This is a genomic window from Collinsella sp. CLA-AP-H1, assembly GCF_040092945.1.
Classification (GTDB): domain Bacteria; phylum Actinomycetota; class Coriobacteriia; order Coriobacteriales; family Coriobacteriaceae; genus Collinsella.
The window spans coordinates 1-23,180 of the sequence record NZ_JBBNKO010000006.1 but is presented as its reverse complement, the minus strand read 5'-3'; the positions used below and the strand labels follow the sequence as shown (position 1 = coordinate 23,180).

15 protein-coding genes, 2 tRNA genes and 1 rRNA gene are annotated in these 23,180 nt (G+C 59.0%); 15 read left to right on the top strand and 3 right to left on the bottom strand.

What is annotated here, in order from left to right; translation table 11 throughout:
• The first annotated feature begins 57 nt into the window (after positions 1-57).
• Both AAAV44_RS04740 and AAAV44_RS04735 read left to right on the top strand, forming a co-directional pair.
• Entirely contained in the window at positions 58-1,023 is a 966-nt protein-coding gene (locus tag AAAV44_RS04740) for a D-alanine--D-alanine ligase (RefSeq protein WP_349114801.1), read from the top strand.
• A complete protein-coding gene (locus tag AAAV44_RS04735; RefSeq protein ID WP_349114799.1) occupies positions 1,017-3,911 on the top strand; it encodes a helicase C-terminal domain-containing protein in 2,895 nt (964 codons plus the stop codon). The genes AAAV44_RS04740 and AAAV44_RS04735 overlap by 7 nt, the downstream gene beginning before the upstream one ends.
• Here the strand turns inward: AAAV44_RS04735 and AAAV44_RS04730 are convergent.
• Both AAAV44_RS04730 and AAAV44_RS04725 read right to left on the bottom strand, forming a co-directional pair.
• Positions 3,908-4,825, bottom strand: coding sequence for a WYL domain-containing protein (locus tag AAAV44_RS04730; protein ID WP_349114798.1), 918 nt, complete (start codon positions 4,823-4,825; stop codon positions 3,908-3,910). The two genes, AAAV44_RS04735 and AAAV44_RS04730, sit on opposite strands and share 4 nt — an antisense overlap.
• Positions 4,812-5,834, bottom strand: coding sequence for a WYL domain-containing protein (locus tag AAAV44_RS04725; protein ID WP_349114796.1), 1,023 nt, complete (start codon positions 5,832-5,834; stop codon positions 4,812-4,814). Before AAAV44_RS04725 ends, AAAV44_RS04730 begins: the two co-directional genes overlap by 14 nt.
• Before the next feature lie 198 nt (positions 5,835-6,032).
• Between AAAV44_RS04725 and AAAV44_RS04720 the strand changes: the two genes are divergently transcribed.
• Both AAAV44_RS04720 and AAAV44_RS04715 read left to right on the top strand, forming a co-directional pair.
• Positions 6,033-9,212, top strand: coding sequence for a hypothetical protein (locus AAAV44_RS04720; RefSeq protein WP_349114795.1), 3,180 nt, complete (start codon positions 6,033-6,035; stop codon positions 9,210-9,212).
• 21 nt (positions 9,213-9,233) lie between these two features.
• A complete protein-coding gene (locus tag AAAV44_RS04715) occupies positions 9,234-9,452 on the top strand; it encodes a hypothetical protein (protein WP_022094153.1) in 219 nt (72 codons plus the stop codon).
• Positions 9,453-9,518: 66 nt separating this feature from the next.
• Here AAAV44_RS04715 and AAAV44_RS04710 read toward each other — a convergent pair whose 3' ends face one another.
• Positions 9,519-12,950 (bottom strand): SpaA isopeptide-forming pilin-related protein, encoded by a 3,432-nt coding sequence (locus AAAV44_RS04710; RefSeq protein WP_349114794.1) that lies wholly within the window; start codon positions 12,948-12,950, stop codon positions 9,519-9,521.
• A gap of 297 nt (positions 12,951-13,247) precedes the next feature.
• Between AAAV44_RS04710 and AAAV44_RS04705 the strand changes: the two genes are divergently transcribed.
• The 11 genes from AAAV44_RS04705 to AAAV44_RS04655 form a co-directional block, all read left to right on the top strand.
• A tRNA-Gly gene (locus tag AAAV44_RS04705) sits at positions 13,248-13,322 on the top strand.
• 426 nt (positions 13,323-13,748) lie between these two features.
• Positions 13,749-15,095 (top strand): adenylosuccinate lyase, encoded by a 1,347-nt coding sequence (gene purB / locus AAAV44_RS04700; protein ID WP_055251306.1) that lies wholly within the window; start codon positions 13,749-13,751, stop codon positions 15,093-15,095.
• Between the two features lie 128 nt (positions 15,096-15,223).
• Positions 15,224-15,487: a TIGR03905 family TSCPD domain-containing protein gene (locus tag AAAV44_RS04695; protein WP_117848466.1), complete on the top strand. Its 264-nt coding sequence runs from the start codon at positions 15,224-15,226 to the stop codon at positions 15,485-15,487.
• The gene (locus tag AAAV44_RS04690) at positions 15,487-16,698 is read left to right on the top strand and encodes a twin-arginine translocation signal domain-containing protein (protein WP_055310311.1); all 1,212 of its coding nucleotides are present in this window, start codon (positions 15,487-15,489) and stop codon (positions 16,696-16,698) included. Before AAAV44_RS04695 ends, AAAV44_RS04690 begins: the two co-directional genes overlap by 1 nt.
• A 153-nt stretch (positions 16,699-16,851) precedes the next feature.
• Positions 16,852-17,574 carry a response regulator transcription factor gene (locus tag AAAV44_RS04685; protein WP_006236208.1) on the top strand — a complete coding sequence of 241 codons (723 nt, stop codon included), beginning with the start codon at positions 16,852-16,854 and terminating at the stop codon, positions 17,572-17,574.
• Positions 17,575-17,585: 11 nt separating this feature from the next.
• On the top strand, positions 17,586-19,151 hold the full coding sequence (locus AAAV44_RS04680; protein WP_349114793.1) for an ATP-binding protein: 1,566 nt from the start codon (positions 17,586-17,588) through the stop codon (positions 19,149-19,151).
• A gap of 118 nt (positions 19,152-19,269) precedes the next feature.
• Entirely contained in the window at positions 19,270-20,148 is an 879-nt protein-coding gene (locus AAAV44_RS04675) for a phosphoribosylaminoimidazolesuccinocarboxamide synthase (protein ID WP_035136481.1), read from the top strand.
• Entirely contained in the window at positions 20,149-20,724 is a 576-nt protein-coding gene (locus AAAV44_RS04670; protein ID WP_349114792.1) for a hypothetical protein, read from the top strand.
• An 89-nt stretch (positions 20,725-20,813) separates the two neighbouring features.
• Positions 20,814-22,094 (top strand): aminopeptidase, encoded by a 1,281-nt coding sequence (locus AAAV44_RS04665; protein ID WP_349114790.1) that lies wholly within the window; start codon positions 20,814-20,816, stop codon positions 22,092-22,094.
• A gap of 28 nt (positions 22,095-22,122) precedes the next feature.
• Positions 22,123-22,198: transfer RNA gene (locus AAAV44_RS04660), tRNA-Lys, on the top strand.
• Positions 22,199-22,969: 771 nt separating this feature from the next.
• Positions 22,970-23,180: ribosomal RNA gene (locus tag AAAV44_RS04655) — 16S ribosomal RNA — on the top strand; the annotation flags it as partial.

Sequence of the window (23,180 nt, the reverse complement as noted above, 5' to 3'; positions counted from 1 at the left end):
GAGGGTATCGCTACAATATGGTATCAGCTGCAGAAATTATAGAGGAGGAGTCTGCCCATGCCGGGTAAAAGCCTAGAGAACATGCACGTAGCGGTCTTGGCGGGCGGTCATTCCGCTGAGCGCGAGATCTCGCTCAATTCGGGAAAGAACGTCGTGGTTGCCTTGAAGGAGGCCGGCTACACTTCGGTGGAGCTGCTCGACACGGCTGCCGATGATTTTATGGTAACCATGGCGACCGGCGGCTTTGACGTGGCGTTTATCGCCATGCACGGTGCCGGCGGCGAGGATGGCGCCATGCAGGGCGCCATGGAGACCATGGGTATCCCCTACACGGCCTCGGGCGTGCTTGCCAGCGCCTGCGGTGCCGACAAGGAGGTCTCTAAGCTCCTGTACGCCAAGGCGGGCATTCCCATTGCCCCCGGCCTCGCGCTCGAGGTGGGCGATGAAGTCGATATCGATCATATCGTCGAGGTTTGTGGCGAGCGCTGCTTTGTGAAGCCGGCCGTCAACGGTTCCAGCTATGGCATTTCCCTGGTCCATGAGCCCTCCGAGCTGCCCGCGGCAATCGCCAAGGCGTTTGCGTACGGCGACAAAGTGCTGGTCGAGAAGTGCATCGAGGGTACCGAGATCACCGTCGGTGTGTACGGCGAGGACGACGTGCGCGCTCTGCCGATTGTCGAGATTCGTAAGCCCGAGGACTGCGAGTTCTACGATCTGGACGTGAAGTATATCGACCCTACGGACATCCATCGCATTCCGGCGCAGATTTCACCCGAGAATTACGCTCGCGCTCAGGAGCTTGCCTGTGCTGCTCACAAGGCCCTCGGTTGCCTGGGTATCTCGCGCAGCGACTTTATCGTGAGTGAGGACGGCCCCGTTATCCTCGAGACCAATACCATTCCCGGCATGACCGATACGTCGCTGTATCCGGACGAGATCCGCCACACCGACGACATGACGTTCCCGCAGGTCTGTGACAGCCTGATTCGTATGGGCCTTCGTCGAGCGGGCATTGCATGCTAATCGAGGACGCGGTTTCGTCGGGAACGCCGCAGTTTGTCATCGACTCCTATGCCGCGCTTGCCGAACGCGCCAAAACGCAGTCCTTCGGCCTTATCGAGGAAGATGTGATTGTCCTCGATACCGAGACCACAGGTCTTTCGGTGCAGGACAACGAGCTGATCGAGATCTCGGCGGCCCGTCTTTCGGGCCGCGAGATTGTCGACCGCTTCGATACCTTCGTGCATCCCAAGCAGCTGATTCCCGCCGAGATTACCGAGCTCACGAGCATTACAAATGCCGATGTGGCAGATGCCCCGTCAGCCGTTGAGGCCGTCGCCGCTATCGCCGATTTTGTCGGTGGTTGCCCGGTGATCGCACATAACGCCACGTTCGACCGCTCGTTTATCGAGTCGGTCAAAGGCGGCGTCAACGTGAGCGATATTTGGATCGATTCGCTGGCGCTGTCGCGCATCGCGCTTCCTCGCCTGGCCTCGCACAAGTTGTCTTTTATGGCCGATCTGTTTGGCTGTGACTCGGTATCACACCGTGCCAATGCTGACGTCGACGCCCTGTGTGGCGTATGGCGCGTGTTGCTCGTGGCGCTCACCGACTTGCCTCAGGGCCTCATGGCGCGCCTAGCCGACATGCATCCGGATGTGCCTTGGTCCTATCGTCCTATCTTCTCATTCTTGGCAGGGCAGAACCCTGGTTCTATCTTCTCTCTCAGCGCCGCTCGTGCTGACGTTCTCAAGGCCGATCGCGCCGACGATCGGGTGGACGCCGACGAACTGCCGGTCCTCAAGATGCCGAGTCGTGAGGAGATTGAGGCAGACTATGCGCCCGGTGGCCTGGTCAATCGCATGTATCCCACCTACGAGCCGCGTGATGAGCAGATCGCGATGGCGCTCGAGGTCCGCGATGCGCTGGTCACGGGCACTCATCGTGTAATTGAGGCGGGCACGGGCGTCGGCAAATCGATGGCCTATCTGGTGCCTTTTGCCGAGGCGGCACGCCGTAACAACATCACGGTTGGTATTGCGACCAAATCGAACAATCTTGCAGACCAGCTCATGTACCATGAGCTGCCAAAACTTGCCGAGCAACTAGGCGGTGGTCTGTCATTTTGCGCTCTCAAGGGGTATGACCACTATCCGTGCCTGCGCAAGCTTGAGCGCATGAGCCGCGGCCAGGTCGAGATTACCACCAAGCGCGATCCGGCGGACACGCTCACGGCGGTCGCGGTCATTATGGCGTACGTCTGCCAGTCAGCCGATGGCGACCTCGACTCGCTCGGCATTCGGTGGCGCAGCGTCAACCGCCCCGACTTTACGACGGCCTCGCGCGAGTGTGCTCGTCGCCTCTGCCCGTTTTTCCCTGATAAATGTTTGGTCCACGGCGCTCGCCGTCGTGCGGCGCATGCCGATGTGGTGGTCACCAACCATTCCCTGCTGTTCCGCAATGTCGCGGCCGAGGGCAGGATTTTACCTCCGATTCGTCATTGGGTAATCGACGAGGCCCATTCCATCGAGCGCGAGGCGCGCCGCCAGTGGGCGCGCGTGGTGTCGGCGGACGAATCACGCGTTCTGTTTGAGCGCCTGGGTGGCTCGAGCACCGGCGCGCTAAGCCAGGTTTCCCGTGATTTGGCAACCTCCGAGGGCTCTACGCTCTATCTGGGCCTTACTGCCAAGGCGACGTCGACGGTTGCGCGCGCGAGCATGGCAATCGCCGACGTGTTCGATGGCGTTCGCGAGCTCGGCCGCCGTGCCCGTGGGGGTTATGACAATGCCAATCTATGGATTGGCCCCGAGCTGCGCGAATCTGACGACTGGCATGATTTCTTACAGTCGGCCTACACTGCCATCGACGCATTGGAACAAGCTGACAAGAGCGTCGACGCGCTGGTGCAAGCCATCGCCGCCGACAAGCCCGAGGTTGTTGTCGACCTGGGTGATATCTCGCGCCGCTTGCACGAGCTGGCCGAGAACCTCAAACTCATCATTGACGGCACCGATGAACACTATGTGTATTCGCTGCAGGTCAATCGCAGGTTGCGTGCCGGCGGAGAGTCAATGACCGCAGAGCGCATCGACATTGGCGAGGCCTTGGCAACCGAGTGGCTGCCCGAGGTTCACACGGCTATCTTTGCCTCGGCGACCATGACGGTGTCCAAAAGCTTTGAACACTTTAACCACGCGGTCGGCCTCGATCGCATCGGTGCTTCAATATCCTCATCGTTGCACTTGGACTCGAGCTACGACTTCGATTCGAACATGGCTGTAGTCGTTGCGGGCGATATCCCCGATCCGCGCGATCGTGAGAGCTATCTTACGGCGCTCGAGCGCGTGCTGGTCGACGCCCATCTTGCCATGGGCGGATCGGTGCTCACACTGTTCACCAATCGGCGCGACATGGAAGACCTGTACGCCCGCGTTGAGCCCAAGATGGCCCGTGCGGGTCTGGAGCTCAACTGCCAGCAGCGCAACTCATCTCCTCGTCGCCTGCGCGACCGGTTTATCAACGAGCCGACCTCGTCGCTTTTTGCTCTTAAGGCCTTTTGGGAGGGATTCGACGCCAGCGGCGAGACGCTGCGCTGCGTCATCATTCCCAAGCTGCCGTTCTCGAGCCCCACGGACCCGCTCTCGTGCGAGCGCAACCTGCGCGAAGACCGCGCTTGGGCGCGCTATTCGCTGCCCGAGGCGGTGCTCGAGGTCAAGCAGGCGGCCGGCCGCCTTATCCGCTCGTCGACCGATTGCGGCGTGCTGATTCTGGCCGACCCGCGCCTGGTGACGAAGGGCTACGGAAAGAAGTTCTTAACGTCGCTGCCCACGAGCTCCTACCAGCGCATCGAATCGGCGCAGATCGGGCACTATCTGCAACTGTGGCGCGCACGCCACGAGCGGCGGCGTTAAAGCTGACAGACGAGGGTTTTTGCCATATCGCACAGACGCTTTGACAGGGCGGGGTCATCCAAGATGTGGATGGCTCCGCCCGCTGCAATTATCTGGCTCAGTAGCCAACGCTCGGAGCCGTAATGCACGGTTACCGTTGCCATGTCTGCTCCGCTGCGCTCGATTAGGGTGATGCCGGCCCAGTCCAGATGCTCCGCCATATCGAATGGCATCAAGAGTTTTGCACTACGCTGCGTCCGGGCAAGGGAATCGTGGAGGGATGCGACGTCCGGTGCGTGAGGCACGACGGAGTCTTCCGTCAAGGCGAGTCCCTCGATTTTATCCATGCGATAGGTGCGCTGCTCATCGACTGCGATGTCCCAGGCAATCAGGTATGTTTGGTCGCCGTTTGCCGTAATGCGCAAGGGGTCGACCAGACGCTCGCGTGGCCGTGCATCGTCCATCGAGCGATACGAGATGCGGCAGCGAACGCCGTCCTGAATGGCGCAGCTCAGCTGCTGCCAGTGCGATCCGTGGTTGACGGTGTCAAAGACGCGCTGGTTATAGCCAAGCTCTTCGGGTAGAAGGGCATGTCGAATCCGAGCTGCCGTCTGCGGCTCGATCCCCAACGATTCAAGTTCATGGTTGAGCACAGCGCCCTCGGCGGCACTCAGGCGCAACGGTAGCACACGCCCGGCGTCACCGGTGAGGACCACACGCTCGCCGCGGCATTCGCAGATGATGCGCGCGCCCGATTCTCGGTCCGCGAGCGTCGAGACGATCTCGAGAATCTCGTCGAGCGATACCCCCGTGATGTCAAAGCGACTGCAAATCTCGGTTCGTGTCATGCCGCTCTCGCCGGCGGCGTAGAGGGCTTCCATGATGTCGATGGCGCGCGAGAGTCTCTGCTCGCTGGTGAGTTTACGCACGGGCATACTCGTGCACCGTCCTTTCGATGAGGTGGTTCCACGCCTGCTTGAGCGATTTGGGGGCCATGGGCCTCATGCCGTCCATGGCGTGGGCCATGCAAAATGAGGCGGCGGCTTCAAGGTCGCGCACGTCAACGGTCCAGGTCCATCCCACATCGGTGTGTGCGAGCTCACCTCGCCCGCGCGTGAGGCCGTTGATCATATCGATCTGCGTCTGGGGGGCGAACGAGAACGTGGCTGCAACGGGCGGTCGGTCGGCAAAATCGAATTCAAAGAACAGATAGTCGTTGAGATTGAAGTTCGCGGGGATGACGTAGGCCTTCGAAGGACGCCAAGCGCGTACGATGCGGTCGCAGCGGAATGTCCTGATGTCGTCGGTGACGTTGTCGAGGCCGCAGAAGTACGCCACGCCCTCGCGCTCGAACATGCCGTAGACGCAGACGGTACGTTCTTTCTGCTCGCCGCGTCCGTTCTGATATAAAAATCGCAGCGCGCATCGCTCGGCAAAGGCGCTCCATACCGCATCGACGGTGGGAGAGCGGCGGATCGGTGCTTCGTCCGCCGTCGTCCTACCGGTGAGGTAGGCAATCTTTGATCGAATATCGGCAAGCGGTGCGGCAAAAGTGGATGAGCCGGCCGCTAGTGCCTGGTCGATGGCGTTGAGCAGGATATCGGCGTCGTCTGCGGTGATGAGGCCGCCTGCTGCAAAGGTGTGCTCGCGGTCAATTGTCCACGAGCTTTCCTCGGTCTCCTGCGCGCCGGCGGGGCGAACCTCCTTGATTAAGATGCCACGCTCGAGCAGTTTGTCACGATCGCGCCGAAACTTGCGCTTATCCGAGTCGATGTTGCCCGAGCCATATCCCAGGTCAGAATCCAAGACGATCTGCTCGGTCGTCAGCGGTTCGGGGGAGCTATTGAGCACAAAGAAAAGATTGAGGATGCGCTGAGCCGTTTTATCGAAACTGGGCTCCGAATTCCCCTTTTTAATTGTCGCGGTCGCGTCGCTTGCCGTCATAGAGTCCTCGCATGAGAAGGTGGTTTGCTGCCATGATTTTAGTCCGATATGGAGATTAGGCTATATCCTTGTCCGCTCGGGGCGTTAAGATGGCCCGAATTCGGTCGTTTGCGCCCGCTCGGGGTATACTTTCGACTATATACGGTTCTAATGTGCATGCATTGGGCCTATTTGTCGGATTATGGATGTGGAGCGCACATGGCGAACACCCAGAACTATATTAACCACCTGCTGCAGAACACCGGCATTACGCCGGCATGCAGCGAAGAAGAGCGCTTGGCTGCCGAGGATATCGCTCAGATCTTCCGCAACCACGGCTTTGATCCCGAGGTTCAGGAGTTCAATGCCCCGGCGCCCAGTAGATTGGCATTTGCCGTTACCGGTATTCTTGCGTTTGCCGGCGCCCTGCTGATGGGCATCGGCGGCGGTATCGGCTTGGTCGGCACCTTGCTGGCTATTGTCGGCGCCGTTCTTTACGTGCTCGAGCGCACGGGCCACCCCGTGGTTTCGCGTCTGGGCAAGACGGGCGTGAGCCAAAATGTCATCGCCTACCACAAGGCCTCGGGCCCGCTCGCGTCCCCGCGTAACCGCCCGGTGGTCGTTGTCGCACACTACGACTCTCCCCGTGCTGAGCTGCTCGCCCGCGAGCCTTATGCTTCGTATCGTGCGCTCATCGCCAAGCTGTTGCCCGTTGCCACGGTTGCCCCCGCTGCCGTTGCCATCCTGCGTATCCTGCCGCTCCCCGGCGCGCTCAAGGTTCTGCTGTGGATTGTCGCGCTCCTCGCTTCCCTCGTTGCACTTGCCAACGCGGCAAACATCATCTCTAACCGCCATATTCTTCCCTATACGTCCGGCGCGGTGTGCAACAAGTCTTCTGTCGCCGCTATGCTCGGCGTTATGGACAACGTTGCTCCCTTCCAGGGCGAAAACGAGTTTCCCGACGATGTTCCGTTCGATACCTATTTTGGGGAGCAAAAGCGTCGTGCCGAGGAAATGGCGCGTGCAGCGGCGGAGTATGCCGCGGCCCAGCAGCAAAACGACTACGGCAACACCATCGAGTACGAAGAGCCTACCTACGCCGAGGACGAGTTCGGTCAGCCGATTGCTCCCGACACTCAGACCGAGCCCGAACAGGGTGAGGCTTTCGACGAGCATATCGAGGGCTTTGAGGGTGCGTCTGCCGACGAGACGCTGATTGGCGCCATCGTGCCCGAGGATCAGAATCAGGCTGTCCAGGCTGAAGAGTTCAATGACGAGGTTTCCGCTGCCGAGTCGGCGGAGGAGCCTGTCGCGGCCGAGCCCGAGCCCAAGCTCTATCGCAATGCCGCCGGCAACATCCGCTTTGGTTCGGATGCCATCCGTGCGCTCGGAATGCTTCCCGAGTCCTGCACGCTCGATTACGAGGAGGGCGAGGAGCCGACGTTTGAGCCCGAGCCTGCCCCCGTCGTGACTGCGCCTGCGCCCGCTGTCACCGTGGATGATGAGTCTGCCGCGGTTGCCGCTGCCGTTGCCGAGCCCGAGGCGGTGTCCGCGATCGATCCCGCGGCAGGACTGGACATTTTGGCTCCCGCCGCGCCGGCGCAAGACGTTGCGGACGAGTCTGACGACGATTACGTTGAACAGCCGAGGCGCGTGTCTTACGAGAGCGATACTGATTTCTCGGCCGAGATTCCCGCGGCAACGCCCCATGCCGACATTGCATCCGCGTTCTCGTCGATTGGCGCCAGCGCTTCCAACTTCTTTAAGGGTGCGCTTGCAAAGGGCAAGAAATTTGTCGACGATTTCGAGGAGAAGCGCGCTGCCGCACGTGAGGCTGCCGAGCAGGAGGCTATCGCTCAGCAGCAGGCAGCCGAGGCGGCACGTGAGCACGCGGCGCAAGAGTTCGAGCAGAACGAGGCTATGCAGTCCGCGCCCGTCGACGCCGCCGAAGCTACAACGTCCTTTGAGTCCCAGCAACCGGCGTCCGCGGATGTTGTTGAGGCGACGACGTCTTTCGAGGCTCAGCAGCACGTCGATAGCACCATGTCGTTTGATGCCGCGCAGTTCGATTCCACGATAACGTTTGAAAAGCAGGGCACCGCGATTGCCGAGTCCCTTCCTGTTTCCGATGAACAGGGCGACGCGGTGGACGATGACGAGCCCATTGATGCTGCCGAGGACGAGCCCGTCGAGGCCAACTCTGGCGAAGAGCAATACGCGGCAGCCGAGCAAGCTGATTCGACCGAGGCCGAGCAGGAGGAAGTGCCTGCGGTTTCCGAGACTCTCGAAACGGATGAGTCGAGGCCTTACTCCACGCAGATTTTCACCATGCCGACCCCGAGTGGTTCCGGTGCCACGGTTGCCAATGTCGCTCCCACCCAGGACGAAACGGTCGATTCCCTTATGGCCCAGATTTCCTCCCAAGCATCGCCGCGTCCGCAGATGAATGTTCCCGATCCGTCGTCGGCACCGTCGCCTGCACCTTCCTCGTCTCCGCTGGCTTCGGTCCCCGATCCGTCGCTGCCGTCTATGAAGCAGGCAAACGTTGCGTCTCGCACGTCGCTGTTCGACCTTCCCGACCCCTCCGCACAGGTCAACGATCCCTTTGCTACTGCCCAGGGTCCCGAACCCACATCGGCACCCGTTGCGCCTCCTATGCCCGTTGCGTCGGGCGCGCAGCCGATCGAGACCATTTCGGCTCCCGCCCCGGCGGCACCCAAGTCTCGTAAGCGCGGCCTGGGTGGTCTGTTCGGCCGTAAAAAGAAAAACGAGCAGGACAGCATGAGTGACTGGCTGGGCGTCGAAGACGATTACGATGCCAAGAAGTCCGGTCGCGGTATCGGTTCGTGGGATAACTTCGAGGACGATAACGATGGCTGGAAGGGTGGCGCTACGTCTTCCGATGGCGCTTCTTCCGAAGATATGCTCTCGGCTGTCGCCTCTATGGGCGATGATGAGCTGCTCGGTCACGATATCTGGTTTGTGGCAACGGGCGCCTCGGATTGTGATGGCGCCGGCATGAAGGCCTTCTTGGCTTCGCATCGCGATAAGCTCCGCGGCGTATTCTTTATCAATCTTGAATCCGTCGGCGCCGGTAGGCTTTCGGTTGTGACGGTCGAGGGCGAACAACAACTGCTCAAGGGCGATCGCCGCATCATGAACCTGGTCAGCAAGGTCTGCAAGTCGTTCCATGTCGATTGTGGCGCGCTCGAGATGCCCTATGCCAAGACCGATGCCTATGCCGCGCTCGAGGCGAGCCGCCGAGCCCTCACCATCGCCGGCGTGGACGGCACGCGTCTGGCTTGCGCTCGTACCGAGGACGACCTGCCCCACAATGTCAACCCGACGAACATTGCCACGGTATCCGAGGTCGTGACCGAGGTTATCCGCCGTTCGTAGACGGAGCTCTAAGGAGTCAACGTGTTTTCGTATATTAAGCGCCATTGGCCTGTCTACGTGATTTTGACCTTGATTGCCATTGCGTTAGGATTTGGGGCTGCCTACATCGTGGGTGCGAAGGGCTCGACCCCCGCCTCCGCAATCAGCGAAGAGGTGGAGCAAGAACAGAGCACGGGTGCCGATGGGATTCCTGAGTCTGAGCAGGCAATCGTTGATGGTGGATCTTCGTCTGCAGAGTAGATACGGCGATTTAAATGATTGAAAGCGGGCGAGCCGGGGGACTGGCTCGCCCGCTTTTTCATCGTGCTAGCGGTTCTTTGGGATCGACCTAAGGCGAGCGAACCATAGGGCTGCGGCACCCGAGGTCAGGAGCGCGGTGATGCAAGCGGCGATGGGAACTGATCCTGTTGCCGGTAGGTCCTGCGGTAGGGTACAGCGTTGAATGACACGGTCCTCGTCATGTGACTCAAGTTTATCGCCGCCGCCGTTGCGGCAAAGATCGACGCGCGCGCTGTTGGTGAGTGCGGTTTGGGTCGTATAAGCCGACGTTGCCTGCATGTGCACGACTGCGCCCCGAGCGTCTGTGCCAAGGATTGCTTTGGCATCGTCAAGGTCGTCGTGCTCATCTTTGAGATCATCGCGGGTCCAAGAATCCGCATCGCTTCGAGTCGTAAAGTCGGCAGCTACCGCACCGTATTCAATTCGAATGCCCGTTACGACGGTATTGGATGCAAGGTCGAGCTCTTCCGCCTCGAGTGTGGTGGATTCCGTGGTCGAGACATCCGCCTTCCAGAGGCGCCAGCCGTCGTAATCGACGAGGCGACAGTCCTCACCAAGGCTCTCTTTTACTTCGTCGGACTCAAGCCAAGGATTTTCGTGCCCATCGTCAAGTGTCGCGTTCGCCGGTTCATCGACGTCTGTCGAGTCCAACGGCGTCGTGCGATACCACACGTTGCACAGACCGTTGAGGTCGCCGATGGCGACGGGGGTTTCGATTGAGATGAATCTCGCCGTGCCGTCTTTGGCGCACTCAAGATCATCGGTAATCGTAAACTCATCAACCCAAGTAGCGGAATCGTTTCGAGCATCGATGGTATAGGAGAAAAGCCCATCACTATTGGTTTGCGTCGTGGCGCGGTTTTTACCATCGCCGTTAGCCAACAGGCCCTTTTCGATAGGTTGGACAAGTTCCTGACGCTTGTCGACCTGCCCCTTGATCTCGATGGGCGCATCCTTCATCGCGACGGATTGGACTTCTCCCGTATCCTTTATTTCAAACGTTATCTCCTCGGCAAGGTCATAGGTCCGCGGAGACATCATTTCGCGCAACGAGTAGGTGCCAGGTGCAAGATGTTCGACGCGGTGCGGCTTGTCGGATGAGGTCCAGGAGTCTATTTCGGTTTTATCGGGACCATATAAGGTGAGCTGTGCGCCTTCCACTTCCTGCTCACCGCTTGCATCGACCTTGGAGATATCAACCTTGGTGTAATCGTCGGATACGTTAAGCCGTGCTTCTACAACGGGTGTTTTCTGGTCGGCATAAGCGAGGTCTACGATATGGGGCGTCCGGTCGAGTAAGAAGCCGGTCGGCGCTTGAGTCTCGACGACCTCGTAGCGTGCGGTGCCAGATCCCAGCGGGAGGTTGTCCGCGCGTGCTTCTCCAGTTTCATCCGACGTGACGGTCGCGACGGTCTCACCGTCGAGCGCGGCAATGCTACCGTCGGGGCGCACGATATCACCCGAGGCACGGATCTCAAAGACGGCGCCCGCGAGGCTGCTGCCGTCTACGGCATCGGTTTTAACGATCCTGATGTTTCCGGTCGCGGCGTGGTCATAATACGAGGCGATTGCAACGGGCGTTAAGTTCATGTCGGCGGGTATGTTTACCTCGATCTCTTCGCCGACAAGATAGGGCTCTTTGGCCGAGGTTTCGCGTACATAATAGGTGCCCGGCACGAGCGATTCGGGCAGTGTGACGGTCCCGGTCGCGTCAGTCGTAAAGGTGTCCATTACGTTATGTGCTGGATACCAGCAAGTTTGTGAGACAGGTTCGTGATTGCTGTCTAGGAGTTGGAAGGTGAATCCGGCTAGTGGAACAGAAGCGCCTGTTTGGGCATCGCGTTTTACAATCTGGAGATGCGTCGACAGCGCGTGGTTGTCCACGATATATTGAAGCTCGGCGCCGTTGGAAATCTGATTGGCCCCGACGGTCCATTCCCCTGCACGTTTAAAACCCTCGGGGACGGTTTCCGGAACCTCGCGAATCGTGTAGCCGGCACGGTCGTATGGGACAGCTCCGTGGACACCGGCGGGTCGCTTGCCTGTGCCGAACCATGCTTCGGGCTGATCTTTGGTGGAGGCAAAGCCATAGACGTTTGTGGTCAGTGTGCCAACAACCTGCTGAGAGCTGTTGCTGACAACCTCAAAGACAACACCACCCGCCGGCTGCTCCAGGCCGGATTGATCGCTATTGCCGTAATCCTTGAATTTGGAAATCTCAAGGTTAAACGCAATGGGGATATCGGAAATGCGAGATTCGATCTCGACCACGCCTGAATCGCCGAGCTGGTCGGCTCCAACGGTATAGGTCCAGCTGTCGTTGGATGGCAGGTAGCCCTCGGGGGCTTTTGATTCGTAGATGGTAAAGGTTCCTAAGGGGACATCGGCGAGGGTGGCCCGACCGCTTTCGTCGGTCGTGAGGATTTGCGCCCATCCAGGGGTTGATTGCGACACACACGTGAACTCTGCTCCTGCGAGTGAAGATCCCACCTGGGGGCCGGCATTCGTCGCGGCATCGAGTTTTACGATACGCAGGTTGATGGTGCCGGGCTGTTCATCAATGGCGACCTGTCCACCGTCATTCCCCGTGGTAAAGGCGATGCGATCACGACGGGGGACATAGCCGGCCGGCGCCTTCGTTTCAACTAGGTAGTATGCCGTGTTGGGCAGAAGTGTTGCTTGCGCTCGACCGTTGCTGTCCATCTGGACGGTGTCGACACGCGCGCCGCTGGTGCTCTCAAAAACATCGAATGTTGCCCCGTCAAACTGATAAGTATTGTTTCCGCTGGTAATGGCAGCGTTTGCAGACTGCTTTTGGAAGGAAACAGAGACCGCCGGCAGTACATAGAGCATGTCTTGACGTTTGCTGCCGCCCGATACGGCTCCTAGATAGCGCCGCGCGCGGTGCGGAGCGGCTTTGATGCTTCCTGATTTTGCGCTGTCGTGGAGCCACCGCGCAGCCGCCACGACTTCATTGTCGGCGGTAAAGTGCCCACTCTTGGTTTTGCCCTGAGCGGTCGTGTAGGAATAGGTACCGTCGACATGGGTAGTGCCGTTGAGCATCCATACGGCAAGCTGGGTTGCGGCGCGGGCGCGATCGGGTGAAAGATGGTAACCGCCAAACGACGTGGCGGTAGGATATCCGTGACAAACGATTGCCGCGAACTCGTCGTCGAGCCACACCCAGCCTTGATCAAAGTTGAGCCATGGGCCGCCCGGCTTGGTGGGGCCGGGGCGCTCCTGGTTCATGCAGTAGGCAATCGAGGCGTCTTGAGCTTCATACTTGCCGATGAAGAAGGGCCCACAATCATCGCTAATAGTGCGGAAGCCGAGCTGGTCGTAGCCATCGACGGCAAATGCGGCTCCCGGTGCCAGGCAGCCGAAAAGCAGGAAGAGGAGCAGGAGCAGCGGACCTGTTGCGATTGCGCTGTGGACAGAGTGTATGGGTGCGTTGGACATGGCTGCTCCTTATCCCTCGTGCGCCGCATGGGGAGGTTGCGACGCGTAGGATGAGGCTACCCCCGAGGTTCATGCGGGTAAGTACCGGAGCCTGACCAAAAGCTTGCCCGATTTCTGACAAATCGAGCTCAAATACAACAATCAGATAAAAGTGCAGGTAGAAGATGGTAAGAAAAGAAAGACAAAGGTCCTCATCTCCACAATTGGCGCGGTTTTCAAACGATTCTCCACAGCTAAAACAAGCATCGACACCCTTGTATCGAACAAGACAACCGCGTTATACTATCCCCCACATATGCGGGCATCGCCAAGTGGTAAGGCATCAGCTTCCCAAGCTGACACTCGCGGGTTCGAGTCCCGTTGCCCGCTCCAGTAAAAAGCACAAGCACGACAGCGTTACGTTGCCGTGCTTTTTACTACTAAGCGCCGGGACTCGAACCCGCCAGGGTGCGAGCGTTAAGCAAACGCGAAGCGTTTGTAGCGAGCAGGCGAAGGCGCCGACAGGCGCCTGAAGCCGGTGCGGATTTGCGAAGCAAATACGCGGACGTCCCGTTGTCCGCTCCATGGAGCACAGAAGACCTCGGGACGGCCAATTCAACAAAGTCTTCCCCATCGTCACCGTGAATCCGAGGGGATCGACCGCAGCCGGTGCGGATTTGCGAAGCAAATAACGCAGACGTCCCGTTGCTCGCTCCAATTCCAAAATGTTAGGTTAATGCCTGCTGCCCATACTTGCACCTGCGCACGGTACAATGGTTGGGTTACGACCAACGTGCCAATAACCAAAAAGGAGCCGCTATGATCGATCGCTATACCCGCCCGGAGATGGGACACATCTTCTCCCTCGAGAACAAGTACGCCATTTGGCAGGAGATCGAGGTTCTGGCCTGCGAGGCCCAGGCGGAGCTCGGCAAGATCGGTATTTCCAAAGACGAGGCCCAGTGGATCCGCGACCATGCCAACTTTGAGAAGGCGAAGGTCGATGAGATCGAGGAAGTCACGCGCCACGACGTCATTGCCTTTCTGACCAACATGAAGGAATACATCGATGCCGATGTTCCCGAGGGCGACCCCAAGCCCAGCCGCTGGGTTCACTATGGCATGACCAGCTCGGATCTGGGCGACACGGCCCTGTGCTACCAGCTCACCCAGGCCTGCGACCTGATCATCGAGGACGTCAAGAAGCTCGGCGAGATTTGCAAGCGTCGCGCCTTTGAGGAGCGCAACACGCTCTGTGCCGGCCGCACTCATGGCATCCACGCCGAGCCGATGACCTTCGGCATGAAGTTTGGCTCTTGGGCCTGGGAGCTCAAGCGCGATCTGGATCGTCTTGAGGACGCCCGCAAGAATGTTGCCTTCGGTGCTATCTCGGGCGCTGTCGGCACGTACAGCTCCATCGAGCCGTTCGTCGAGGAGTATGTCTGCGAGCACCTGGGCCTGGTTCACGACCCGCTGTCCACGCAGGTTATCAGCCGCGACCATCACGCCTATCTCGCCGGCGTTCTCGCCACCACCGCAGCCACCTGCGAGCGCATCGCTACCGAGGTCCGCAATCTGCAGAAGACTGATACGCTCGAGGCCGAGGAGCCGTTCCGTAAGGGCCAAAAGGGCAGCTCAGCCATGCCGCACAAGCGCAATCCCATCACCATGGAGAAAGTCTGCGGTCTGTCGCGCGTCGTGAAGTCCAACGCCCAGGTTGCCTTCGATAACGTCGCCCTGTGGCACGAGCGTGACATTTCGCACTCCTCTGCCGAGCGCGTCGCCCAGGCCGATAGCTTCATCGCCCTCGACCACATGTTCCAGTGCCTCATCCGCGTTATCGACGGCCTGCAGCTGTATCCCGCCCGCATGATGGCCAACCTCAATAAGACCCGCGGCCTCATCTTCTCTTCCAAGGTACTGCTCGCCCTCGTCGACACGGGCATCACCCGCGAGGACGCGTACGCCATTGTGCAGGAGAACGCTATGGCAACCTGGCACGAGGTACAGGATTGTGTCTCCGGCCCCACCTTTAAGGAGCGTCTCGAGGCCGACCCGCGCTGCACCGTCAGCCAGGAGAAGCTCGACGAGATCTTTGATCCGTGGGACTTCCTCACCCGTATCGACACGGTCTTTGATCGTCTGGAGCAGCTGAGCTTCGAGTAGGTTCGGGCATAACGTTAGCTTTTTAGGGCGCTTTGCTGGTAATGTGTGTTGCCGGCAAAGCGCCTCGTTGCATTTAGGGAAAGACGGGGATAATAGTCGTCTCGAATAACATTCTGAGAGGGGATCGCATGATTTCGTTTGATTACAAGCCTCAGGGCGTGTGTGCTCGCAATATTCACCTTGACCTTTCCGATGACGGCAACAAGGTGATGGGCGTTGAATTTACCGGCGGCTGCGACGGCAATCTCAAGGCTATCTCCAAGCTGGTCGAGGGCGCTCCTGCCGATCGCGTAATCGAGGTTCTCGCCGGTAATACCTGCGGTATGAAAAAGACCTCCTGCGCCGACCAGCTTACACGCGCTATCGAGGCCGCTCGCGCCGAGATCGCCTAATGGGTATCGCCGATCACATCAAGAACGGAATATCGCGTCGCGGCTTCGTACTCGGTGGGGCTGCCGCGGGCGCTGCCACGGTACTTGCCGGATGCTCGAAAAAAACGGGCACCAGCGATGATGCCGCCGGCGAGCCGCAGGTTATCAAGGACGATTCCAAGATCATCTCGATTACGGATGAGTACGAGGCAGTCGACATCGATCTTGAGCCGGCGGCGTCGTGGACGCTGCCTCTGGGTACGCTGCTGTACTACTGCGACGGCGATTACGCCGCGGCGATGATGGCGCCCGCATCGGCGCTGCACGCCAACACACTCGGTGTGCTCAACCTGGGTGATGGCTCGCTTACCACATTAATCGAGGATCCTATCGAGGGCACGGGATATGCATTCTACGATGTCCGTGCCGGCGACGGCGTATTCGCGTGGGTTGAGATGAACTTTGCCAATTCATCGTGGAAGCTCTACGCTCAAAATCTGTCGGGCGCTTCGCTCTCTGGCGACGTGGTTGAGCTCGATCGAGGTGGCAAGGACTATGATCCGCCCTTGTTTACGGCGTTCGGGTCATCGGTCATCTGGTATAAAATGCCTTCGGCAGGCGGCAATAAAACGAGTAGTGATTCGTTTTGCTATCGTCGCTCGCTTGATGAATCCAAGGCCGAGGTAATTTGGAAATCGACGGGCCGCTTTGCATCGGCCCCGCGCGCGAGCGACGGCATTTTGACCATCTCGCCGCGTGTCCGCAACGACGAGGGCGTCTACTACGGCATAACGGCAATCGATCTGACCGACGGCAACAACACCAAGCGTGCCCAGTTGGTCCTCCCTTCGTCAGTTTCGCCTTTCGAGGCCGTATATATGGGCGATACCTTCGTGTTTTCTATCGAGGCGGCCTATAGTGGCGTGGGCAGCCTGGGCAATATGGGCACGTATATCGGTAATGAGGGAGGGCCGTACCTCTTCCTGTCACGCGAACCGCTCGCATGTGCGGCTGGCAAGAAGAATAAATACCTTGTTAAGGTACAGGCGTCGCATTTCCTGATCGACACCTCTGCCAAGACCTATGGCTCGCTGCTGTCGCCCGACCGCGCTTTGGAGTATGGCGATTATCCAGCTACGGCGGGAAAATCGGACTCATTCCTTACGTACGCCACGGTGCGCAACAGCCAGGGTATACCAGAGACAGTCACTGCACGCCTATTCTCTCTTTAAGCTTAGAGGGGTTAAAAAGGCGCCAACAGGGGAATAAACGCGTTGTAATTGTGAGTACCGCCCGCCGAGCTGCCGCGTCATAGCGGCATCTGGCGGGCTCAGGTGCGTTAAAATGGGCTTGTTCTTAGCTAATTGAGACAGGGGGGCCGTGTTATGGCTTCAGATGCAAAAAAGATTCTGCTGGTCGAGGATGAGAAGGCAATCCGTGACGCCGTCGCTGCCTATCTCGAGCGCGAAGGCTACTGGGTTGTGGGCGTCGGCGACGGCCAGTCCGCGATCGAGGAGTTCGAGAAGCATCAGTTCGACCTGGTCGTGCTCGACCTTATGCTCCCCAAGATCCCCGGCGAGCGCGTTTGCCGCACCATTCGCGATACCTCGGATGTCCCCATCATCATGCTGACGGCTAAGGGCGAGATCGAGGACCGTATTATCGGTCTTGAGCTCGGCGCCGACGACTATCTGATTAAGCCGTTCTCGCCGCGCGAGCTCGTCGCCCGCGTTCGCGCTCTGTTCCGCCGTGCCCATCAGGCCGACGAGCCCGCCGTCGAGGTACTCGACTTCGGCGATCTGGTCATCGATATCTCGGGCCACAAGATCTTGGTCGAGGGCAAGGAAGTCGATCTGACGGCTTCCGAGTTCAAGCTGCTCACCACGCTTGCCCGCCATCCCGGCCGTGTGTATAACCGCATGGAGCTGGTCGAGAAAGTGCTCGGGTATGACTTTGAGGGCTATGAGCGCACCATCGATAGCCACGTGAAGAATCTTCGCGCCAAGCTGGGCGATGATCCCAAGAAGCCCAAGTGGCTCTACACCGTCCATGGTGTCGGCTATCGCTTCGAGGCTCCGGCCAAGACCGATAAGTCGGACGAGAAATAGGGAAATCACATATGACACCTGCGCGCTTTGAAATCGGACAAAAGCACAAGCAGGAGAGCGAGGCGGGTTCCAAGGCTAGTTGGAACACGCCTCGTTCCGATTCACGGCCAACGATGAGCTATCCCTCGCGCATGGCACTTGCTTTTGCTCTGACATCGCTCATGACAGTATTGGTGCTGGTGGGCGTTGTCTCTGTTGTGTGGGGCACGGTCTTTTCGGATTACACGCGCTCCAATATCGTCGAAATCGCAAATTCCGCTGCCGAGAAGTTGGCGATCTCATATGAGGAAAACGGCTCTTGGACCGCGGGAGAACTGCGCACGGTCGCAACGTCGAGTTTGGTTTCCGACGATCTGGGCATGCAGGTCGTCAATAAAAAGGGCGTGATCGTTTATGACGATTCCTGGCCCTCGGCAAGCGCCACCGCCGATGTACGCGAAAACCAGGCTACGACCGACGACACGAGCGGCAAGAGGGCATCGCATAGCCCGGTCTCGTCTGCTCCAACCGACTCCGATAGCGTTGCTAACGTCGAGATTGTAACGTCTTCCGGCGAGCATGTCGGACAGGTAAAGCTGTGGGCCATCGGCTCCGACGCTCTGCTCACCAAGGCGGACTCTGCGTTTAGGGAGAAGACCTTTAACGCCATGGCCCTCGCCGCGGTTGTTGCAATCTGCATTTCGGTCGTTATCGGATCGCTCGTGTCGCGCATGCTCACCAAGCCGATTCATCGCATCACCAGTACCGCAAAGCAAATCCGTGACGGCGACCTGTCGGCTCGCACGGGACTGCGCGGTGATGACGAGATCGATCAGCTGGGTGAGACCTTCGATGAGATGGCCACTTCGCTCGAGAAGGATATGAAACACGAGAAGCGCCTGACCTCAGACGTTGCACACGAGCTTCGCACGCCGCTTATGGCCATGCTCGCAACGGTCGAGGCCATGCAGGATGGCGTGTATCCCACCGACGATGAGCATTTGGAAACCGTTGCTTCCGAGACGCGTCGCCTGGCTCGTCTGGTGCAGCAGATGCTCGACCTGTCGCGCATGGAAAACAGCACGGCTCCGCTCAACCTTGAGCCGGTGGACATGGTTCCTTTCGTGCGTTCCATCGTTAATGCCCAGGAGCGCCTGTTTGTCGACCGCGATCTGCGCCTGCGTTTTGCGGACGAGACCCAGGGTCACGACGATGTCGTCGAGGCCGATCCCGACATGATCACGCAATGTGTTATCAACCTCATGAGCAACGCCATGCGCTACACCCCCGAGGGCGGTTGGGTCGTGGTGTCGGTGCTCAGTGACCGCAAGCACGTCAGCATTGCCGTTTCTGATACCGGCATCGGTATTGCCAAGGACGATTTGTCGCGCATCTTCGGGCGGTTTTGGCGCGCCGATGCCAGCCGCGCCCGCGAAGCTGGCGGCCTGGGCGTTGGCCTCGCCGTGACCAAGCAGATCGTCGAGCGTCACCATGGCTACATATCCGTGGAGTCGGAGCTTGGAAAGGGTACGACTTTTACAATTCATCTGCCCCGCGAGCACACGGCAGACGCGGCATCTACTACAATGGAGCACTAGCTTTTCGTTATTCGGTGAAGGAGGGGCCGCGTCCCTGCCGCTCCGAGTTTGCGAAAACATGCGGGAAAGAACCCGCATTTCTGTCGTATTTAGGTAAGGAGTGACTCACGTGACAACGATGGAGCGTCGTCCGGATTCCCGTGGCAAGGTTCGTGATATTTACGATGCCGGTGAAAACCTGCTGATGGTCGCCACCGACCGCATTTCTGCGTTTGACTTCATTCTTCCCGACGAGATTCCGTTTAAGGGAGAGGTACTCAATCGCATCTCGGCATTCTGGTTCGATAAGTTTGCCGACATCGTCCCCAACCATCTCGTTTCCATCGACCCGGCGGATTTCCCCGAGGAGTTTGCTGAGTATCGTGACTACCTCGCTGGCCGCGCCATGCTGGTTAAGAAGGCCCAGACGATTCCTATCGAGTGCATCGTCCGCGGCTATCTGACCGGTTCGGGCAAGAAGACCTACGACGAGAACGGCACCGTCTGCGGCATCCAGCTGCCTGAGGGCCTGACCGAGGCTTCCAAGCTTCCCGAGCCGCTGTTCACGCCGTCCACGAAGGCCGAGATCGGTGACCACGACGAGAACATCTCGTTCGAGCGTTGCTGCGAGATCGTGGGCGAGGACATCGCCACGCAGATTCGTGACCTTTCCCTCAAGATCTACAAGGCCGCTGCCGAGTACGCCGCGACCCGTGGCATCATCATTGCCGACACCAAGTTCGAGTTTGGTGTCATTGATGGCAAGGTCACGCTGATCGACGAGTGCCTCACGCCCGACTCCAGCCGTTTCTGGCCTGCTGCCAGCTACGAGGAGGGCAAGATCCAGCCTAGCTACGACAAGCAATTCGTCCGCAATTGGCTCAAGGCCAACTGGGATATGACGGGGGAGACCCCGCACCTGCCCGCCGAGGTCATCGATGGCACGTCCGAGCGCTATCGCGAGGCCTTCCAGATCATCACGGGCTCCCAGTTCACAAGCATGAAGGAGAACGCATAAGTGAGTACCCGTAGCGCCACGAACAAGCGCACGCAATCCCACGAAGTTACCGGGGTTGCGCGCAAGTCTGCCGCATCTGCTAAGCCCGCCCGTCAAGCAGCGAGCTCCGTTCGCGTCGTGCCGGCTTCGTCTAAGGCACGCCGCAAAGAGCTCGAGAAGGGCGAGAACCTCGAGGGCCTCTCTAAAGAGGAGAAGCGCGCCCGCAAGGCTAAGCAGCGCGCCAAGGAGGACCGCATCTATACGGTGTCGAATATCCTCCTCAAGCAGGACGAGGACTACACCAAGCGCCGTCGCATCTGGTGGATTGTGCTCGCCATTGGCATGGTGCTCGTCGTGGCAATTTGGGCCTCGCTGTACTTCGCTCCCGCTGGCATGGTGTCCAGCCCCGTCCAGATGGTCGGTATTGTTTTGTCCTACGTCGTCATTCTGGGTGACTTTATCTACGACTTCGCTCGTATTCGTCCCTTGCGCAACATGTACCGCGCGCAGGCCGAGGGTATGTCCGAGAACAAGCTCAACGCTCTTATTGAGCGCGCGGCTGCCGAGGAGGACAAGAAGGACTCCAAGAAGAAGTAGCGTTTGCATACATACTTATCGCTAAGATATAAGGCGCGTCGTTTTTGCGGCGCGCCTTTTTACTGTTCTATAGATAGATGGAGTGGCACATGATTCGAGCTGCCCTGACGGTCGAAGAGGCTCTGGAGGGCATGAAGGCCCTGGAGCCCAAGATTAAAAACTACGCGCGCCTGGTCGTCCGCAAGGGCGTAAACGTCAAGCCCGGTCAGGAGGTCGTCGTTCAGTCTCCGGTCGAGTGCGCGCCGTTTGCGCGCGTGGTGGTCGCGGAGGCCTATGCCGCCGGCGCCGGCCACGTGACGGTCATTTGGGCCGATGATGCCGTGACGAGGCTCACGTACGAGCATGTCGAGAAAAGCTATTTTGAGCAGACACCCGAGTGGAAGCGCATGCAGCTGGATTCCTTGGCCCAGGATGGTGCCTGCTTTGTCTTTATCGAAGGTGCGGATCCTGCGGCCCTCAAGGGCATCGATCCAGCCAAGCCGGCCGCGGCATCAAAGGCGAGGAATACGCAGTGCAAAGTTTTCCGCCGTGGACTGGATTACAACATCAACCCGTGGTGTATCGCCGGCGCTCCGGTCGTGGCTTGGGCGCGCGAGGTGTTCCCGGGAGACGCCGATGAGGTTGCAATCTATAAGCTGTGGAATGCGATTCTGCACACCGCTCGTGCCGATGGCCAGGACCCGGAGAGCGATTGGGAGCTTCATGACGCGGCGTTCGAAAAGAACTTGCGCTTCATGAACGACAATCGTTTCGACTACCTGCATTACACCGCGGCAAATGGAACCGATCTGAGGATTGGCATGACGAAAGGTCACGAGTGGGCCGGCGGCAAGGGCAAGACGCCCGATGGACACCCCTTCTTCCCCAACATTCCCACCGAAGAAGTCTTCACTTCGCCCGATCGCATGCGCGCCGACGGTATCGTGTACTCGGCCATGCCGCTCATTCACCACGGTAACAAGGTTGACGATTTTTGGATTAAGTTCGAGGCCGGCCGCGTAGTGGACTACGATGCCCGCATGGGCAAGGCGACGCTTGCGAGCATTATTGACACCGATGAAGGTGCCGCTCATCTGGGTGAGGTCGCGCTCATTTCCAAGAACACTCCGATCCGCGAAAGCGGCGTTCTGTTCTATGACACGCTCTATGACGAGAACGCTAGCTGCCACCTTGCGCTAGGCGTCGGCTTCCCTGAGTGCATCGAGGGTGGGTATGACATGTCCAAGGAGGAGCTCTTGGAGCATGGCGTTAACGTTTCGAGCACGCATGTCGACTTTATGATTGGCACGGACGATATCGATATTACGGGCATAACACCTGATGGACGTGAAGTTGTGATTTTCCAGAACGGCCAATGGAGTTGGGAATAGTCCCAGACCGTGGTACAATGCCACCCGCGGGCCGTTAGCTCAGCTGGCAGAGCAGGGGACTTTTAATCCCAAGGTCCAGGGTTCGAACCCCTGACGGCCCACCATAGAAAAGAAAGCGATCGACTCCGGTTGGTCGCTTTTTTGTTGCCGCGGCACGGGTTCGAACCCGTCGGGGCGCGGAGCTGAGTAAACGCGTGAGCGTTTGCCAGCGCAGCGCGCAAGGCGCGAAAGCGCCGCAGCGGCCGCCTGCGAAGCAGGCTGAACCCCTGACGGCCCACCATGGAATAGAAAGCGATCAACTCCGGTTGGTCGCTTTTTTGTTGCCGGTGCACGGGTTCGAACCCGTATCTAGCTATATATAAGAACGCTTGGCGAACAAAACCCGCCTTTTACCGATGGGAAACAAACAACTGATGCCTTTGGAGTAAAGTAGCGCTCCAGAGATGACCGATGTCTCAATACACATAAAACAGCTGGTCATCGCCAATATCAGAAGCCAATGCTTCAGTTTTAACCTCAGTGAAGCAACTGAGGGTTCTATTCATTTGTGAACAAAATATGGAGTGCGCGATTCCCGCCCACGGCGCCCCTCCGGTCTGGCAATATATCTCCTTGCCGCGCGGCCCGGTGCAACCGGGAACCAGCGCAGGCGTGCACCTTGAGAACCGGATACTGCGAGGATGGACACACACTTCAGTGTCGCATCCGGGCAGACATCGAACCATTTGAAATGGTCTAACTTGGATTTGTTTTTCGCAAGGCCGCCGAGAGGCGGCCCCGAGAAATTCCTTTTCCTATACTAAAACCATATGAATCGAACGGAACCGATCAGCGATGAACTGAGAGGACCGGACGGGCTCGAAGCCCAGATATTTTGGACGGAGAGTTCGATCCTGGCTCAGGATGAACGCTGGCGGCGCGCCTAACACATGCAAGTCGAACGGCACCCCTCTCCGGAGGGAAGCGAGTGGCGAACGGCTGAGTAACACGTGGAGAACCTGCCCCCTCCCCCGGGATAGCCGCCCGAAAGGACGGGTAATACCGGATACCCCGGGGTGCCGCATGGCACCCCGGCTAAAGCCCCGA

Coding starts and splice junctions, on each gene's coding strand:
- AAAV44_RS04740 (WP_349114801.1), top strand. CDS start 58: ATGCCGGGTAAAAGCCTAGAGAACATGCACGTAGCGGTCTTGGCGGGC.
- AAAV44_RS04735 (WP_349114799.1), top strand. CDS start 1,017: ATGCTAATCGAGGACGCGGTTTCGTCGGGAACGCCGCAGTTTGTCATC.
- AAAV44_RS04730 (WP_349114798.1), bottom strand. CDS start 4,825: ATGCCCGTGCGTAAACTCACCAGCGAGCAGAGACTCTCGCGCGCCATC.
- AAAV44_RS04725 (WP_349114796.1), bottom strand. CDS start 5,834: ATGACGGCAAGCGACGCGACCGCGACAATTAAAAAGGGGAATTCGGAG.
- AAAV44_RS04720 (WP_349114795.1), top strand. CDS start 6,033: ATGGCGAACACCCAGAACTATATTAACCACCTGCTGCAGAACACCGGC.
- AAAV44_RS04710 (WP_349114794.1), bottom strand. CDS start 12,950: ATGTCCAACGCACCCATACACTCTGTCCACAGCGCAATCGCAACAGGT.
- purB (WP_055251306.1), top strand. CDS start 13,749: ATGATCGATCGCTATACCCGCCCGGAGATGGGACACATCTTCTCCCTC.
- AAAV44_RS04695 (WP_117848466.1), top strand. CDS start 15,224: ATGATTTCGTTTGATTACAAGCCTCAGGGCGTGTGTGCTCGCAATATT.
- AAAV44_RS04690 (WP_055310311.1), top strand. CDS start 15,487: ATGGGTATCGCCGATCACATCAAGAACGGAATATCGCGTCGCGGCTTC.
- AAAV44_RS04685 (WP_006236208.1), top strand. CDS start 16,852: ATGGCTTCAGATGCAAAAAAGATTCTGCTGGTCGAGGATGAGAAGGCA.
- AAAV44_RS04680 (WP_349114793.1), top strand. CDS start 17,586: ATGACACCTGCGCGCTTTGAAATCGGACAAAAGCACAAGCAGGAGAGC.
- AAAV44_RS04675 (WP_035136481.1), top strand. CDS start 19,270: ATGGAGCGTCGTCCGGATTCCCGTGGCAAGGTTCGTGATATTTACGAT.
- AAAV44_RS04665 (WP_349114790.1), top strand. CDS start 20,814: ATGATTCGAGCTGCCCTGACGGTCGAAGAGGCTCTGGAGGGCATGAAG.